The organism is Microbacterium sp. CCNWLW41 (assembly GCF_037083505.1).
The window spans coordinates 297,695-313,179 of sequence record NZ_JBAOJP010000007.1; the positions used below are offsets into that span (position 1 = coordinate 297,695).

At 71.0% G+C, this 15,485-nt stretch carries 13 protein-coding genes; 3 read left to right on the forward strand and 10 right to left on the reverse strand.

Annotated elements, in window-relative coordinates:
* Window positions 1-2 precede the first annotated feature (2 nt).
* Genes V6R91_RS24085 through V6R91_RS24115 form a run of 7 tightly spaced genes read right to left on the reverse strand, consistent with a single transcriptional unit; the run spans window position 3 to window position 7,614 of the window.
* Complete coding sequence (locus V6R91_RS24085; protein WP_336397384.1) at window positions 3-1,250, reverse strand: MFS transporter; 1,248 nt, start codon at window positions 1,248-1,250, stop codon at window positions 3-5.
* Entirely contained in the window at window positions 1,247-2,023 is a 777-nt protein-coding gene (locus V6R91_RS24090) for a fumarylacetoacetate hydrolase family protein (RefSeq protein ID WP_271060790.1), read from the reverse strand. Before V6R91_RS24090 ends, V6R91_RS24085 begins: the two co-directional genes overlap by 4 nt.
* A gap of 47 nt (window positions 2,024-2,070) precedes the next feature.
* A complete protein-coding gene (locus V6R91_RS24095; protein ID WP_336397385.1) occupies window positions 2,071-3,135 on the reverse strand; it encodes a LacI family DNA-binding transcriptional regulator in 1,065 nt (354 codons plus the stop codon).
* 60 nt (window positions 3,136-3,195) lie between these two features.
* Window positions 3,196-4,512, reverse strand: coding sequence for a sulfatase family protein (locus tag V6R91_RS24100; protein WP_336397386.1), 1,317 nt, complete (start codon window positions 4,510-4,512; stop codon window positions 3,196-3,198).
* The gene (locus V6R91_RS24105) at window positions 4,509-5,366 is read right to left on the reverse strand and encodes a carbohydrate ABC transporter permease (protein ID WP_271060793.1); all 858 of its coding nucleotides are present in this window, start codon (window positions 5,364-5,366) and stop codon (window positions 4,509-4,511) included. The genes V6R91_RS24100 and V6R91_RS24105 overlap by 4 nt, the downstream gene beginning before the upstream one ends.
* Complete coding sequence (locus V6R91_RS24110; RefSeq protein WP_336397387.1) at window positions 5,363-6,316, reverse strand: carbohydrate ABC transporter permease; 954 nt, start codon at window positions 6,314-6,316, stop codon at window positions 5,363-5,365. The genes V6R91_RS24105 and V6R91_RS24110 overlap by 4 nt, the downstream gene beginning before the upstream one ends.
* Window positions 6,313-7,614: an ABC transporter substrate-binding protein gene (locus V6R91_RS24115; protein ID WP_336397388.1), complete on the reverse strand. Its 1,302-nt coding sequence runs from the start codon at window positions 7,612-7,614 to the stop codon at window positions 6,313-6,315. Before V6R91_RS24115 ends, V6R91_RS24110 begins: the two co-directional genes overlap by 4 nt.
* A 132-nt stretch (window positions 7,615-7,746) precedes the next feature.
* Between V6R91_RS24115 and V6R91_RS24120 the strand changes: the two genes are divergently transcribed.
* Together V6R91_RS24120 and V6R91_RS24125 are read left to right on the forward strand one after the other, a co-directional pair.
* A complete protein-coding gene (locus V6R91_RS24120) occupies window positions 7,747-9,330 on the forward strand; it encodes a DUF3604 domain-containing protein (RefSeq protein ID WP_336397389.1) in 1,584 nt (527 codons plus the stop codon).
* Window positions 9,327-10,778, forward strand: coding sequence for a sulfatase family protein (locus V6R91_RS24125; protein ID WP_336397390.1), 1,452 nt, complete (start codon window positions 9,327-9,329; stop codon window positions 10,776-10,778). Before V6R91_RS24120 ends, V6R91_RS24125 begins: the two co-directional genes overlap by 4 nt.
* Window positions 10,779-10,851: 73 nt before the next feature.
* Here V6R91_RS24125 and V6R91_RS24130 read toward each other — a convergent pair whose 3' ends face one another.
* From V6R91_RS24130 to V6R91_RS24140, 3 genes are all read right to left on the reverse strand, one after another.
* Window positions 10,852-11,940, reverse strand: coding sequence for a branched-chain amino acid aminotransferase (locus V6R91_RS24130; RefSeq protein WP_271063005.1), 1,089 nt, complete (start codon window positions 11,938-11,940; stop codon window positions 10,852-10,854).
* Between the two features lie 44 nt (window positions 11,941-11,984).
* The gene (locus V6R91_RS24135) at window positions 11,985-13,040 is read right to left on the reverse strand and encodes a 3-isopropylmalate dehydrogenase (RefSeq protein ID WP_336397391.1); all 1,056 of its coding nucleotides are present in this window, start codon (window positions 13,038-13,040) and stop codon (window positions 11,985-11,987) included.
* Between the two features lie 100 nt (window positions 13,041-13,140).
* Window positions 13,141-14,670, reverse strand: a complete 1,530-nt coding sequence (locus tag V6R91_RS24140; protein WP_231821100.1) for an MFS transporter — start codon at window positions 14,668-14,670, stop codon at window positions 13,141-13,143.
* A 135-nt stretch (window positions 14,671-14,805) separates the two neighbouring features.
* Here V6R91_RS24140 and V6R91_RS24145 point away from each other — a divergent pair, with 135 nt between their 5' ends.
* A complete protein-coding gene (locus V6R91_RS24145) occupies window positions 14,806-15,360 on the forward strand; it encodes a TetR/AcrR family transcriptional regulator (RefSeq protein ID WP_336397392.1) in 555 nt (184 codons plus the stop codon).
* Window positions 15,361-15,485 lie beyond the last annotated feature (125 nt).

Here is a 15,485-nt window from a genome sequence, read left to right on the forward strand (position 1 = left end):
GCTCAGCGACGGGCGAGCGGGGCGAGGACGACGATCGCTGCGACCACCACCAGAGCCGCGGCGGCGAGTCCGCCGTAGCCGAAGTTCGTCAGCACGATGCCCGCGCCGGCGGCGCCCGCCGCGGCGGTGAGGCTCATCAGCGAGTCGCTGAGGCCCTGACGCCGCGGGCGCCGCTCCAGGGCCGAGGCCTCCGTGAGAAGCGCCGCGCCGGACACGGTCGCCGCGCTCCAGCCCAGTCCCAGGAGGATCAGCGCCGCCATGACGCCGCCGGGGCTCTCCCCCGCCGCGATCGCGATCACGAGGGACGCCACGAGCATCGCCTGCCCCACGAGGATCACCGGAACGCGTCCCCAGCGGTCCGCGAGCATGCCGAAGACCGGGGACAACCCGTACATCCCCGCCACGTGGAGGCCGATGGTCATCCCCACGAGGAAGGTCACGTCGGTGGTGCTCGCCCCGTGCCCGCCGTGGGCCATGTGCGCCAGATGCACGGGGGTCATCGCCATCACCGATGCCATGACCGCGTGGGATCCGGCGACCGCGAAGATCGCGTATCGAGCGGCGATCGGACGATCCACCGCGGCTCCTACCGCAGCCGCGCCGCCCGGGCGGTCTCCCACCGCCAGCGCGGTGAGCAGCGGATCCGGACGCAGCGCCACGAGGTAGAGGATCAGTGCGAGCGACTGCCCGACGAGCGAGAAGACGTACGAGCCGGTCAGCGGCGGCATCCCCAGCCAGTGTCCGAGGTGCTCCCCCGGCGACAGGAGGAACGGCCCCGCCACACCGCCGATGGTCGTGGACCACACCACGACGGACAGGTCTCGGCCCCGGTGGCGCGGCTCGGCCAGGTCGGTCGCGGCGAACCGTGACTGGAGGTTCCCGGCGTTGCCCATCCCGATGAGGATCACGCCCGCCAGCAGGACGGGGAAGACGCGCACGGAGGCCGCGAGAATCACGATGACGACGCCGACCAACGCGAGGATGTTGCCCGCGGTGAGGGCGAACCGGCGCCCGAAGCGGCTCGCGGCGCGGGCGAGCGGGATCGCCGCGAGCGCCGCCCCGAGCGTCACCGAGGCGGTCGCCAGACCGGACAGCGCGTCGTCCCCCGAGATGTCTGCGGCGAGGAGAGCGCCCAGCGACACGGTCGCGCCGAACGCGATCCCGCCGAGCACCTGGCCCAGGGCCAGGACTCCGACCGTCCGGCGCTGGATGCCCGCGATCTGCGCCTCGGACGGCGCGGTCACGGTCACGACAGCGGGAGGGCGTCGCGCACCGAGTTGCGCAGCACCCCGATGCCGGAGACCTCGACCTCGACGCTGTCGCCGGCCTCGAACGTGCCGACGCCCGCGGGCGTGCCGGTCATGATGACGTCGCCGGGGAGCAGGGTGAACACCGCTGACGCGTACTCGATGATCGCGCCGACGGAGTGGATCATGTCCGTGAGCGGCGCCTGCTGCCGGGTCTGGCCGTTGACGCTCGTGCGGATCGTCGCGGACGACGGGTCGAACTCGGTCTCGATCACCGGTCCCAGCGGGCAGAACGTGTCGAAGCCCTTCGCCCGGGACCACTGCCCGTCCTTGCGCTGGAGGTCGCGGGCCGTGACGTCGTTGCCCACGGTGTACCCGAAGACGTAGTCCCCCGCGTTCTCGGCGCGGACGTTCTTGGCGATCCGCCCGATCACGACGGCCAGCTCGCCCTCGTACTCGGTCCGCTCCGACAGGGCCGGCCGCACGATCGTGTCCCCCGGGCCGATCACGGAGGTGTTCGGCTTCAGGAACAGCAGCGGCTCCTCGGGGGCGACGCCGCCCATCTCGGCGGCGTGGTCGTGGTAGTTCTTGCCCACGCACACGACCTTGGACCGGGGGATCACCGGGGCCAGCAGCGCGGCGTCCGCGAGGGGGATCCGCTCCCCCGTCGTCTCGTATCCGGCGAACATCGGGTCGCCCGCGAGGACGACCAGCTCCTGCTCGTCGACGATGCCGTACTGGATGCCGTCGTTGTGGCTGAACCGCGCGATCTTCACCGCTTCAGCCTATCGATGCGGACGACGCCGCGGGCGGGAACGCCGCCTCACGGCGCGGTCGTGGATCCGCATCCGCACGACTCCCGCACGCGCAGCTGCGACGCGTGCCGGATCCGGACCGGCTCGGTCCGATCGCCGCCGACGGCCGCGAGGATCGTGCGCGCCGCAGAGGCGCCGAGCTCCTTCCGGCTCACCGCGACGGAGGTGAGCGAGGGGCTCCACATCGCGGCCTGCTCGACGTCGTCGAAACCGATGACGCGGCAGTCCGCCACCGAGGTGTGCCCGGAGTCGCGCAGCGCCCGCATGGCGCCGAAAGCGACGTTGTCGCTGTTGCAGACGAGCCCTTCCGGCGGTGCGCCGCGATCGAGGAGGTCCAGGAAGGCGTCGTACGCCTCGGTGGCGTGCACCCGACCGTCGCCCAGCCATTGCGGCTGCACCGCCACGCCGGCCGCCTCCGCGGCGTCCCGGAATCCGGCGAGGCGCCGTTCGCTCGCGCTGCCGGGGGCGGCGCTGCCGAAGTACCCGAGGGTGCGGCAGCCGTGCACCTCGATGAGATGCCGCGCCGCCGTCTGCCCGCCCTCGTAGTCCTCCGAGCCGACGTACGAGACGCCCGCCGCCTCCAGATCCCTCGTGAGCAGCACGACGGGGATCCGCTCGTTCCATCCCGCGACCTCCCCCGGGTCCGTCCCGGAGGCGGGCACCAGCAGCATGCCGTCGGCGTTGAGCTCCTGCATCTGCTGCACGGCTCGGCGCTGCTGCTCCGGATCGTCGGCGGTGTCCGCGACGACGAGGAAGTACTCCTGTGCGGCGAGGTCGTGCTGGATCGTCGTGGCGATCTCGCCGAAGAACGGATTTCGCAGATCCGTCACGACCAGCCCGACGATCCGCGAGTGCTGGCTGCGGAACCCGGCGGCATGACGGTTGTAGACGTAGCCCAGCTCCTCCGCGACCTGCAGGACGTGATCGCGCGTGCGTGCGGCGACGAGCGGCGACTGCGTCATCACGAGGGACACCGTCGCGCGGGAGACTCCGGCCGCCGCCGCGACGTCGGTCATCTTCACCCGCTTCGTCGTCGCCCGGGCGGGTTCCGCCTCTGTGCGCTCTGCCGTCATTCTTCCTTCTCGTTCATCCTGTGCGCGGGATCGCCTGTCGTGTCCGTCTGTCTGCCGACCCTAGAGCGTCGGCCCGTGCCGCCCACCCATCTTGCCCTCAACCCCGCGTGTCGGACGCTCCGCCGCGGGCACCTCTCCGTCGAGCAGGGGATCACCGGTGCGACGCATCCATCCGTCCAGGACGCCCGCCCGCTCCGCGCGGACGGAGGCGTACGCGTCGTCGTCCGCGAGGTTGTGCAGCTCGGCGGGGTCCCCGGCGAGGTCGTACAGCTCCTCGCGCTCTCTCTCCCGAAGGTGCGCGTCCCCCATCCCCGCGCGGGTCCGGCTCTCCTCGAGATCCCGCGGGAGCCGCAACCGGGGCCCGGGCGCGAAATTGCGCACGTACTTCCAGCGCGGCGTGCGCACCGCGCGGATCGGGTCATAGCCGTCGTGGTGGGTCTTCTCGAAGAAGAGCGGGCGGTCCTCGTCCATGACGTCCTCGTCGCCGCGGATCATCCCCGCCAGGCTCCGCCCCTCCCACGCCGGATCGGGACGGCCGCCGGCCAGCTCGACCAGGGTGGGCATGAGGTCGAGGTGACTCACCGGCTCGGCCACCCGCGCCGCGTCGCGCCGCCAGTCCGCGGGGGGCCGCACGATCATCGCCACCTCGACACCGGAGTCGTACAGCGTGCTCTTGGCCCGCGGCAACGCCGCGCCGTGGTCGGTCGTGAAGATCACGAGGGCGTCCTCCCCCGCCGTCGACGCGTCGATCGCCGCGAGGAGGCGTCCGACGTGTTCGTCGAGGAACGCGATGGACCCGTAGAAGCCGGCGAGGTCCGCGCGGGTCTCGTCGTTGTCCGGAAGGTAGGGAGGGACCTCGACCGAGGCCGGGTCGACCGTCGGATAGTCCGCGGACCCCCACGGTCGGTGCCCTTCCCAGATCCCGACGGTCAGGAAGAACGGTGCCGCGCTCTCCCGACCGTGGATCCAGGCGATCGCCTCGTCGACGACGGCGTCGGCGTGGGGAAGGAACCCGAGACCGCCGACGTGCTCGAAACCCAGCACGAGAGGGTCCGGGTGCTCGTGCTGCAGCCCGACGAGAGCCGTGTCGTATCCCGCGTCCGCGAGGAGCTCGGGAAGCGTGCGTACCCCGTCTCGGTAGCGCCAGCCCGCGTGCGCCAGCCCCATGAGGCCGTTCTGGTGCGGGTACAGCCCGGTGAACATCGAGGACCGCGCGGGCGTGCACAGCGGCGCGGTGGCGAACGCGCGATCGAACACGATCCCCTCCGCGGCGAAGCGGTCGAGGTGGGGACTCGGCACCGAGGGCCGACCGTAGCAGGAGAGCCACCGGCCGAGGTCGTGTCCGTGCACCAGCACGATGTGCGGTCGCGCCGTCATCCCTTCACCGCCCCCTGAGTGAGGCCCGCGACGATCTGCCGGTTCGCCACGATGGCCAGGAGAACGATCGGGATGGCGGTGACGACACCGATCGCGGCCATCGGCCCGAACTCCAGCGCCTGCGGCTGGATGAAGGTCGCGATCCCGACGGTGATCGGCGACTCCGCGCCGCCCGAGGTGAAGACCAGGCCGAACAGGAACTCGTTCCAGACCTGGATGGCGATGAAGATCGACACCGCGCCGACCCCGGGGCCGGCCAGCGGCAGCATCACGCCGAGGAAGGTGCGCGTCTCGTTCGCCCCGTCGATCGACGCCGCCTCACGCAGCTCCGGAGGCAGCGTGTCGAAGTAGAACTTCATCAGGATCGTCGCGAACGGCAGGTTGAACACCGTGTTGAGCGCGATCAGTCCCCAGAGGGTGTCGAGCAGCCCCATGTTCACGAGGGTCACGTACAGTCCGGGGACCAGGGTCATCGGCGGGATGAGCTGCAGCAGCGCCGCCCCGCCGAGCACCGTGAACGTGACCTTCCGCGACCAGTTCAGCTGGCTCAGCGAGTAGCCGGCGAGGCTCCCGCAGATCAGACACAGCAGCGTCGCGCCGGCCACGATGAGGATGCTGTTGACGACCTGCTGCCCATAGTCCTCGCCGGGGCCGAAGAGCCGCTCGAAGTTGTACAGCGAGAAGTCCCAGCCGAAGCCCGGCTCGTTGATGCGGCGCGGCGTCTGGAAGGCGATGTAGACCATCCAGGCCAGGGGGACGAGGATCATGACGGCGGACGCGCCGAGGACGCTGCCGACGAAGAGGCGGCCGAGACCGCGCGAGGCGCGGCGCCGAGAGACGCGGGGGGCGGTCATGAGCGGATCCTTGCGAGGAACGAGCGGCCGGCGACGACGAGCACGAGCACCGAGAGCACGGCGACGATGATCGTCACGCTCAGGGCGGACCCGTAGCCGAAGTCCACCCGGTCGAAGAAGACGGTGCGGATGTAGAGGCTGATCACGGTCGTGGAGATGCCGGGCCCGCCGTAGGTGAGCAGGTACATCTCGTCGAAGACCTTCACGCCCATGATGACGCGCACGGCGGTCACCCCGATGATCGCCGGCGCGAGCATCGGCAGCAGCACGGTGCGGACCGTGGTGCCGTACCCGGCTCCGTCCACGGAGGCCGCCTCGATGATGGAGCCGTCGATCGCGCGCAGCGACGTGTAGATCAGGAGGTAGACCAGCGGGGTCCAGTGCCAGACGTCCACGAAGACGATGCTGGCCATGGCTCCGGCGGGATCGCCCAGCCAGGTCTGGGCGGGCAGGCCCAGCAGTCCCAGCACCTTGTTGATGAGCCCGAGCTGCGGGCTCAGGATCAGCAGCCACAGCACGCTGATCACCACGGGAGCGAGCACGGCGGGCCAGATGATGATGTTCTGGAAGAACGCCCGGCCGCGCACGACCCGGTCGGTCACGAAGGCGAGGGTCACCCCCAGCACCATGGTCAGGGTCACGGCGGCGACGATGAAGACGACCGAGTTGAGCACCGACACCGGGAAGATCTCGTCCTGGAACATGGCGGCGAAGTTGTCCAGGCCGACGAACGTCCAGGTCAGCTCCTGCCCCGTCATCCGCACCTCGCCCAGCGAGGTCTTGACGAGCTCGAACAGCGGGTAGGCGATGAAGGCGAGCGTCAGCACCACCAGGGGCGCGAGCGTGAGGTACTTGAACCAGGGGAAGGGACGCCGCGTCCGGCGGGGACGGAGCGGGGCCGCCGCGCGCTCCGTCCCCGGTCGGTCGAGCAGGCTCTGCGAGGAGGTCATTCCTTCAGGTACCCCGCCTCGACGGCGAGCTCGCGCAGCGCCTTCTGCATCGTCGCGAGGGCGTCGTCGACGGACACCTCCCCCGTGGCCGCCTGGGCGATCACGCGGTCGGTCGTCTCGTACATCTCCGTCGCGAACGGGTAGCGCGGAGGGGCGAGCAGGTGATCGGCCGTCTCCGCGAGCAGCGTGATCGACGGGTCGTCGGACTCGATGTCGGTGCGCACCGGAACCCCGCCGTAGTCCGTCCACTTCTGTTGCGCGTCGTGGCTGGTCAGCCAGATCAGGAAGTCGTACGCCGCCTCGGCCCGCTCCTTCGGGAGTCCTGCCGGGATCCCGAGCGCCCATGCACCGCTGTGGGGGGTCCCTCCCGGGAGCATCGCGTAGCCGACCTTGCCCGCGACGCTGGACTGGTTCTCGTCCTCGAGCGCCGCCGAGACCGAGGAGACGAAGTTGGCCTGCAGCACGGTCCCGCCCTGCATCACGGCCGTCTCCTCCGCCTGCCCCATCGTCTGCGGTGCGTCGGGTCCGAGGGCGGTCAGCTCCACGAAGGTCTCCAGCGCCTTCTTCGCCTCGGGGGTGTCCAGCGCGGGCTCCCACTCCGGGGTGAACCACTCTCCGCCGTAGGAGTGCAGGTATGAGGTGAAGTCGAAGCTCTCCCCCTTGAGGCGGACGGCGTAGCCGTGGTCCACCGCTCCCTCGGCCATCGCCTTCTTCCCGTTCGCGATGACCTCCTCCCAGGTGGTGGGCACGGACAGCCCCAGGTCCTCGTAGACGTCGGCGCGGTACATGAACTGCTGGACGATGCCCATGATCGGCAGCGCGTAGGGCGTCGCCCCCTCCTCGGTGAGCCGCGTCTCGGGGTTGTACTCGCCGATCCCGGCGAAGCTGATCACGTTCTCCGGCCAGGTGAAGCCGGGGTCCACGTCGGTGAGCTTCTGCACCCACTCGTTCTCGTAGAACCGCGACGTGTCCGCCTCGGCGATCTGGTACAGGTCGAAAGCGTGCGCCTGGTTCTGGACGTCGTTGATCTGCTTGGTGCGGAGCCCGTCGAACGGGAAGCTCTTCAGGACGATCTTGACGCCGGTCTCCTTCTCGTAGTCCGCGATGATGTCCTTGTAGCTGTCGATCCACGGCGACACGTTCGTCGGGACGACGAGCTCCGTGACGGCGGGCGCTTCCCCGTCGGCCCCGGCCGAGGAAGCGGACCCGCCGCTGCACCCGGCGAGGACGAGGGTTCCGGCGATGAGTCCCGCGGCTGCGGTCCGTCCTGCCACGCGTCGAGTTGCGCTGGCGTTCATCGATCCTCCTTGATCAGTGGTAGCTTTTAGATCGGTCTAATAGTTAGATCGGTCTAAAACGTATCGCACGCCTCATCCACCGTCAATCCGGGGCGTCGATCCGGAACGCACTCTCTTGCGAAGGAGCACAGGATGGCACTGACCCGACCGACCACGGGGCTGGAGCCCTACGCGGGCCTGACCGCCTACGCGGGCGATCTCCACAACCACTGCGGGATCAGCTACGGCCACGGCTCGATCGAGACCGCCTTCGCCAACGCGCGCCAGCAGCTCGACTTCGCGAGCGTGACGGGTCACGCCGCCTGGCACGACATCCCCGACGAGCCGGCGGCCGTGCGCGACTACCACGTCGAAGGCTTCGCCCGACTGGCATCCCAGTGGGAGCACGTGCAGGAGGTGACGGCGGCCGTGCACGAGGACCACGCGTTCGTCTCGTTCCTCTCCTTCGAATGGCACAGCCTCGCCTACGGCGACCACTGCGTGTACTTCCGCGCCGACCACGCGCCTCTGGAGATCTCACAGGCCGCGTCGCTGGAGGAGCTGCGCGAGCACCTGCGCGCGTTCGAACGCTCCGGCGTCCCCGCCCTCGCCCTCCCCCACCACATCGGGTACCACTCCGGCCGGCGCGGCATCAACTGGTCCACGTACACCGAGGAGTTCGCCCCGGTGATCGAGCTCGTGTCGATGCACGGAGCGGGGGACGACGAGCCGGGTCCGCGCGCCTACCTTCACACCATGGGCCCCCGCGACGGCGCGAGCACCGCGCAGCACGGACTGTCCCTCGGGCACACGTTCGGCTTCATCGGGTCGACGGACCACCACAGCGCTCACCCGGGCAGCCACGGCTACGGACGGGCGATGGTGTGGGCCGACGCGCTCACCCGGGAGGGGATCTGGAGCGCGCTGCGCGCCCGGCGCACCTACGCGGTCACCGGCGACCGGATCCTGCTCGCCACGTCGGTGAACGGCGCCCCCATGGGCGCGGAGATCCGTGCCGACGGCTCCCGGAGGATCGAGGTCGACGTCCTCGGCGGCGACCGGGTGGACTACGTCGAGGTGCTCCGCAACAACGAGGTGATCGCCCGCGAACGGCCGACCCCGGACCCCGGCCGGCAGGGGACGTTCGACGGCGTGCTGGCGTTCAGCGTGGGATGGGGCGAGCACGGCGTGGCGGTGGACTGGGACGTCGAGGCGATCGTGCACGGCGGGCGCATCCAGTCCGTGGATCCGCGCCTGCACGGCGAGGACGTCGTGGATCCGACCCGCACGTCCGACGCCGCAGAGGGCCCGACGAGCCGGTGGGAGCAGAAGGACGCGCACACGGTGGCGCTCCGCACCCGGACGACCGGCAACCCGACCGTGATGACCGACGGCACCCAGCAGCTGGGTCTGCTCGTGGTCGGCGACGACGACACGGTGCTGGAGGTCCGCGCCAACGGCCTGGTGGTGCGACGTTCGGTCGCCGAGCTCCGCCGCGGCTCCCACACCGCGTACACCGGGGGGTTCCTGAGCCCGGCGGTCCTGCTGCACCGCGCCGCCGACGAGGACGCGCGACGCGTTCGGCTGGAGGTCACCGACCCCGGCAGCGGCGAGGAGCGAGACTGGTACTACGCGCGGGTGCGGCAGGTGAACGACCAGTACGCGTGGAGCTCGCCCACCTGGGTCACCCGCGCCGGGGCCGGAAGCGCCGCGGAGCAGCAGGAGGGCGGGCGATGACCGAGACCACCATGGCGTCACGACGGCCGAACATCGTGCTCGTCCTCACCGACGACCACGCCTCGCATGCCATCGGCGCATACGGGTCGGTCGTCAACGAGACGCCGCACATCGACGCGATCGCGGCGCGCGGCGTCCGGGTGGACAACTGCTTCTGCACGAACGCGCTGTGCACGCCGTCCCGCGCGTCGATCCTCACCGGCACGTACTCGCATGTGAACGGCGTGACGACGCTCCAGACGCCGATGGACGCCGGGCAGCCGACCTTCGTGTCGCTGCTGAAGGAGGCGGGGTACCGGACGGCGGTCGTGGGCAAATGGCATCTCGGCGAGGGCGAGGCGCACAACCCGCGCGGCTTCGACTACTGGGCCGTGCTGCGCGACCAGGGCGAGTACTTCGACCCGACGATCCTCACCGCCGAGGGCGAGCGGACCGTCCCCGGCTACGCGACCGACGTCATCACCGACCTCGCCCTCGCCTGGGCGCAGGAGCAGACCGGCGACGAGCCGTGGTGCCTGCTCATCCACCACAAGGCGCCGCACCGCTCATGGGAGCCGGACGACGCCCACCGGGGGATGTACGCGGACCGGGAGATCCCGGTCCCCGAGACGTTCGACGACGACCACTCGACGCGCTCCAACGCCGCTCGCCGTGCCGTGATGCGCGTCGCCGAGGACCTGAACCTGCGCGACCTCAAGCAGCTCCCGCCGGCGGAGCTCCACGGCGACGCGCTCGCGCGGTGGAAGTACCAGCGCTACATGGAGGACTACCTCGCCTGCGTCGCGTCCGTCGACGACAACGTCGGACGCGTGGTCGAATGGCTCACGGAGCGGGGGCAGCTCGACGACACCCTCCTCATGTACACGTCGGACCAGGGGTTCTTCCTCGGCGACCACGGCTGGTTCGACAAGCGCCTCATGTACGACGAGTCCATCCGGATGCCGCTGGTCATCAGCTACCCCGCCCGCATCCCCGCCCGGAGCGAGCCGATCTCGGAGCTGATCACCAACGTCGATTTCGCACAGACGATCCTGGACTGCGCGGGGATCGAGCCCGACCCCCGGATGCAGGGGACGAGCTTCTGGCCCCTGCTCGCCGGAACGGACGCGCCGGAGCCGCCGCGCGACGCCGTCTACTACCGCTACTGGGAGAACGACGACGGCCAGCACCGCGTCCTCGCGCACTACGGGATCCGGACCGAGCGGCACAAGCTCATCTACTTCTACGGCGACGGTCTCGGCCTCCCCGGCACGTCCGGGCGCTCCTTCGCCCCGGAGTGGGAGCTGTACGACCTCGCGGCGGATCCGGACGAGCGGGTGAACGTCGCGTTCGACCCCGCCTACCGGAGCGTGCGCGACGACCTGGAGGCACGGATGTGGACGTTGCAGCACGAGCTGGGCGACGTCCCGCATCCCTCCCAGCCGCGGCCCGCTCTCCTGTCGTCCTGACGCGCGGCCCCTCGGAGCGAACCGATGCCGGCGACCCCGAGGGGACGCCGGCATCGGGGTGCCGGAGACGCGGTCAGGCGTCCAGGCGGAGAAGCCAGCCGTGCCGGTCCTCGCGGCGTCCGTACTGGATGTCGGTGAGCTCCTCGCGCAGGGACAGGGCGAGCTCGCCCGACGGCTGCACGTCCTCGAACCCCTCGCCCCTCAGCGTGCCGATGGGTGTCACCACCGCGGCGGTGCCGCACGCGAACACCTCGACGATGTCGCCCGAGGCGACCCCGTCGCGCCACTCCTGGAGGGACACCGGACGACGCTCGACGACGTGCCCGCGGTCCTCGGCGAGCTGCAGCAGCGAGTCGCGCGTGATGCCCTCGAGGATGCTGTCGGACGCGGGCGTGACGATGCGGCCGTCCTTGTAGACGAAGACGACGTTCATGCCGCCGAGCTCCTCGACGTTGCGGTCCTGATCCAGGAAGACGACCTGGTCACAGCCCTGCTCCGCCGCCTCCGCCTGCGGCAGGAGGCTGGAGGCGTAGTTGCCGCCGGTCTTCGCCGCGCCGGTGCCGCCCTTGCCCGCACGGGCGTAGTTCTCGCTGAGCCAGATGCTGACCGGCTTCACGCCGCCCTTGAAGTAGGCGCCCGCCGGGCTCGCGATCAGGTAGTACGCCACCTTCTTCGCGGGCCGGACGCCCAGGAACGCCTCCTTGGCGAACATGAACGGGCGCAGGTACAGGCTCTGGTCCGCAGCCGTGGGCACCCAGTCGCCGTCCACGGCGATGAGCTCGCGCAGCGACTGGACGAAGTACTCGGTCGGCAGCTCCGGCAGCGCGAGCCGGCGGGCGCTGGCCTGCATGCGTGCCGCGTTGCGGTCCGGCCGGAACGTGTGGACGGATCCGTCGGCGTGGCGGTACGCCTTGATGCCCTCGAAGATCTCCTGGGCGTAGTGCAGCACCGCAGCGGCCGGATCGAGCGAGATCGGACCGTACGGCTGAACGCGCGGACGGTGCCAGCCGCCGTGCTCGGACCAGCAGATGTCGACCATGTGGTCGGTGAAGTTCGTCCCGAAGCCCGGGTTCTCGAGGATCTCCGCGCGCTGGGCGGGGCTCTTCGCGGCGAGGTTCCTGGTCACGGTGAACGTGAGCGGTGCGGTGGCGGTGTCGGTCATGTCACATCCTGCGGTCGGTCGGGGCGGCGTGCGCTGATCTCAGGTTACGCCTGGAGCCGGGCGATGATCGCGTCGCCCACCTCTGCGGTGGATCGCGACGCCCCTTCCGCGCGCTCGGCGATGTCCGCCTCCACGGCCTGCTGGACGCGGCGGGACTGGTCCGTGAGGCCGAGGTGGTCCAGCAGCAGCGAGACCGACAGGATGGCGGCGGTCGGGTCCGCCTTCTGGAGACCGGCGATGTCGGGCGCCGAGCCGTGCACCGGCTCGAACATCGACGGGAACTCCCCCGCCGGGTTGATGTTGCCGGACGCGGCGAGGCCGATGCCGCCGGTGACCGCCCCGGCGAGATCCGTGAGGATGTCGCCGAACAGGTTGTCCGTGACGATGACGTCGAAGCGGGACGGCTGCGTCACGAGGAAGATGGTCGCGGCGTCCACGTGCAGGTAGTCGACCTCCACGTCCGGATGCTCCGCGGCCACCGCGTCCACGATCCGCTTCCAGATCGCTCCCGCGTGCACGAGCACGTTGGTCTTGTGCACGAGCGTCAGCTTCTTCCGCCGGCGCTCGGCGAGATCGAACGCGTAGCGCACGACGCGTTCGACGCCGAAGGCGGTGTTGACGCTCGTCTCGTTCGCGATCTCGTGCGGCGTTCCGGTGCGGATGGACCCGCCGTTGCCGACGTACGGCCCCTCCGTGCCCTCGCGCACCACGACGAAGTCGACGTCGCCGGGAGCCGCGAGCGGACCCGGCGCGCCGGGGTACAGCTTCGACGGGCGCAGGTTCACGTAGTGGTCGAGCGCGAAGCGGAGCCGGAGCAGCAGTCCCCGCTCGATGTTCGCGTCCTTCAGCCGCGGGTCGCCGGGGACGCCGCCGACGGCGCCCAGCAGGATCGCGTCGTGGGAGCGGATCGCCTCCAGGTCGGCGTCGGTGAGCGTGTCGCCCGTGTCGAGATAGCGCGCGGCACCGAGCGAGAAGCGGGTCCTCTCGAACGTCACGTCCGCGCCGGCGGTGACGGCGTCGAGGACCTTCTCCGCCTCGGCGACGACCTCGGGACCGATGCCGTCTCCGGGGATGACGGCCAGTTTCACGACGCGGGACATGGGGCTCCTTGCGGGACTCTCTGCGGGTGGAGGGTCCCAGGCTATCGGGAGCCGGGGACCCTCTCCGTCCGCGTTTCACTCCGCGGCCGGCGACCCGCGCTCATGAGCGAGGACTCGTCCGCAGCGTCACGAGGGCGATCAGGGCGGCGAGGACGACGAGGCCGGCGCCGATGAGGGAGGTCACGCCCACCCCCGACTCGAACGCGGCGACCGCCGCCTGCCAGATCTGGCCGCTCAGCGGCTCCGCGAGATCGTGCGACACCGTGTACGCGCCGGCCAGCGTCTCGCGCGCCGCGTCCGCCGCGTCCGCGTCGAGGCCGGCGGGCAGCACGAGGGCGCCGCGGTAGAAGGCCGTGATGATCCCGCCGAGGATCGCGGTGCCGAGGACGGCGCCGAGCTCGTACGCCGTCTCGGACACGGCCGAGGCCGCTCCGGCCTTCTCGGCGGGGGCGTTGGCGAGGATGAGCTCGTTCGAGATCGTCTCGGCCGCGCCGATCCCGATCCCGAGCGCGACGAACGCCAGGATCAGCGCCACGATGTGCTCGCCGGCGAAGGCCACCAGCAGGTACCCGCCGACGGAGAACACGAGCGCCGCGGGGATCAGGATGTGCGGCGACACACGGCGCGAGATCGGCACGATCGCCAGTCCCGACACGATCATCGCCGCCATGCCCGGCACGAGCGCGAGGCCGGCGACCATCGGAGCGAGCCCGAGCACGAGCTGCAGGTGCTGCGACACGTAGTAGAGGAAGCCGACCAGGGCGACGACGCTGAAGAGGTTCACCAGGATCGCGCCGGAGAACCCGCCCCGGCGGAACAGTGCCATGTCGAGCATCGGGATGTCGGCGCGGAGCTGGCGTCGCACGAACAGCGCGCCCATCACGATCCCCAGCAGCGCCCAGGCGGCGCCCAGGACCGTCGGCCCGTCGACGGCGAAGGACTTGATCGCGTAGACGACCGGGATCATCGCCGCCATGGAGAGCAGGATGCTGAGGGGGTCCACGCGCCCCGGGTTCGGGTCGCGGCTCTCCGGCACCAGCAGCGGCGCGCCGATCAGCAGCGGGATGAGCACGGGCACGGCGATGAGGAACACGGATCCCCAGGCGAAGTGCTCGATCAGGAATCCGCCGACGATCGGCCCGAGGGCGGAGCCCGCCGAGAACGCGGAGGCCCACACGGCGATCGCGAGGCGGCGCTGGTCCCGGTTGGTGAAGATGGAGCGCAGCAGCGACAGGGTCGAGGGCATCAGCATGGCGCCGAAGAAGCCCAGCAGCGCTCGCGCCGCGATGAGCAGCGCGGCGGTCGGGGCGAAGGCCGCGAGGGCGCTGACCGCGGCGAACCCGGTCGCGCCGATCAACAGCATGCGACGGCGTCCGAACCGGTCGCCGAGGTTCCCCATCGTCACGAGGAGCCCGGCGAGCACGAGCGGGTACACGTCGATGATCCAGAGCTGCTCCGCCCCGCTCGGCGCGAGCGCGAGGGAGATCTCGGGCAGGGCGAAGCTGAGGACCGTGTTGTCGACCGAGACGAGCAGCACAGGGAGCATCAGCACCGCCAGCGCCGCCCAGGCGCGGGCTCCGGCGCGGGGCGCCTGCGTGCCGGCCGTCGGGGTGGACGCGGTGACGTGCATGGGTACCTCTCATGATGTGGGCGACCGCGTCGAACGCGATCGAAACTAAACCGTCTGGCTGGTATAGTAACAGGTGAAGCCGGCTCCGTCTGCGCGTTTCCCGAGCACGCGGACCGGCGCGACGAGAGGAAGTCCATGCCCCGCCCTCCCCTGGCCCGTGAGCGCGTGCTCGACGCGTACGAGGCGATCCTCATCGACGAGGGAGAGCGTGCGGCGACGGTCGAGGCCGTGGCTCGGGCGGCCGGGGTCTCCAAGGGCGGTCTGCTCTACCACTTCGCCTCCAAGGAGGAGCTCTCCGAAGGGCTGATGGCGCGCTTGGACGCGCTCGTGACCGAGGACGTCGCCCGGATGACGGCCGCCCCGGAGGGCACCGTGGAGTACTACATCCGCACCTCGGTGATGGACGACGATCCGATCGACCGCGCGCTGGTCGCCACCTCGCGCCTGGCGCAGACGGGTCACCCCGCGGCGGTCGCGGCACTTCGGCGGGCACGCCAGCGCTGGGCGGACACCCTTCGTCCGGACGTCAGGGACGAGACGAGCCTGCACCTGGTCATGCTGCTCAGCGACGGCCTCTACTTCAACAACGCCCTCACCGCGAGCGATCAGGCACCCGGCCTCGACGGCGCCCCGCCGACCGGCGCCGCCCTCGACGCGCTCATCGCGCTGGTCCGCCGCGTCACCACCTGACCACGCTCCCGCCCCGCCATGTCGCCGCCGGGACCCGCCGGGGGGGGGGGGGGGGGGGGGGGGCGCGGGGGGGGGGGGGGGGGCGGCGCGGGGGGGGGGGGGGGGGTGGGGGTGGGCGCGCGGCG

Coding starts and splice junctions, on each gene's coding strand:
- V6R91_RS24095 (WP_336397385.1), bottom strand. CDS start 3,135: ATGACGGCAGAGCGCACAGAGGCGGAACCCGCCCGGGCGACGACGAAG.
- V6R91_RS24100 (WP_336397386.1), bottom strand. CDS start 4,512: ATGACGGCGCGACCGCACATCGTGCTGGTGCACGGACACGACCTCGGC.
- V6R91_RS24105 (WP_271060793.1), bottom strand. CDS start 5,366: ATGACCGCCCCCCGCGTCTCTCGGCGCCGCGCCTCGCGCGGTCTCGGC.
- V6R91_RS24110 (WP_336397387.1), bottom strand. CDS start 6,316: ATGACCTCCTCGCAGAGCCTGCTCGACCGACCGGGGACGGAGCGCGCG.
- V6R91_RS24115 (WP_336397388.1), bottom strand. CDS start 7,614: ATGAACGCCAGCGCAACTCGACGCGTGGCAGGACGGACCGCAGCCGCG.
- V6R91_RS24120 (WP_336397389.1), top strand. CDS start 7,747: ATGGCACTGACCCGACCGACCACGGGGCTGGAGCCCTACGCGGGCCTG.
- V6R91_RS24125 (WP_336397390.1), top strand. CDS start 9,327: ATGACCGAGACCACCATGGCGTCACGACGGCCGAACATCGTGCTCGTC.
- V6R91_RS24130 (WP_271063005.1), bottom strand. CDS start 11,940: ATGACCGACACCGCCACCGCACCGCTCACGTTCACCGTGACCAGGAAC.
- V6R91_RS24135 (WP_336397391.1), bottom strand. CDS start 13,040: ATGTCCCGCGTCGTGAAACTGGCCGTCATCCCCGGAGACGGCATCGGT.
- V6R91_RS24140 (WP_231821100.1), bottom strand. CDS start 14,670: ATGCACGTCACCGCGTCCACCCCGACGGCCGGCACGCAGGCGCCCCGC.
- V6R91_RS24145 (WP_336397392.1), top strand. CDS start 14,806: ATGCCCCGCCCTCCCCTGGCCCGTGAGCGCGTGCTCGACGCGTACGAG.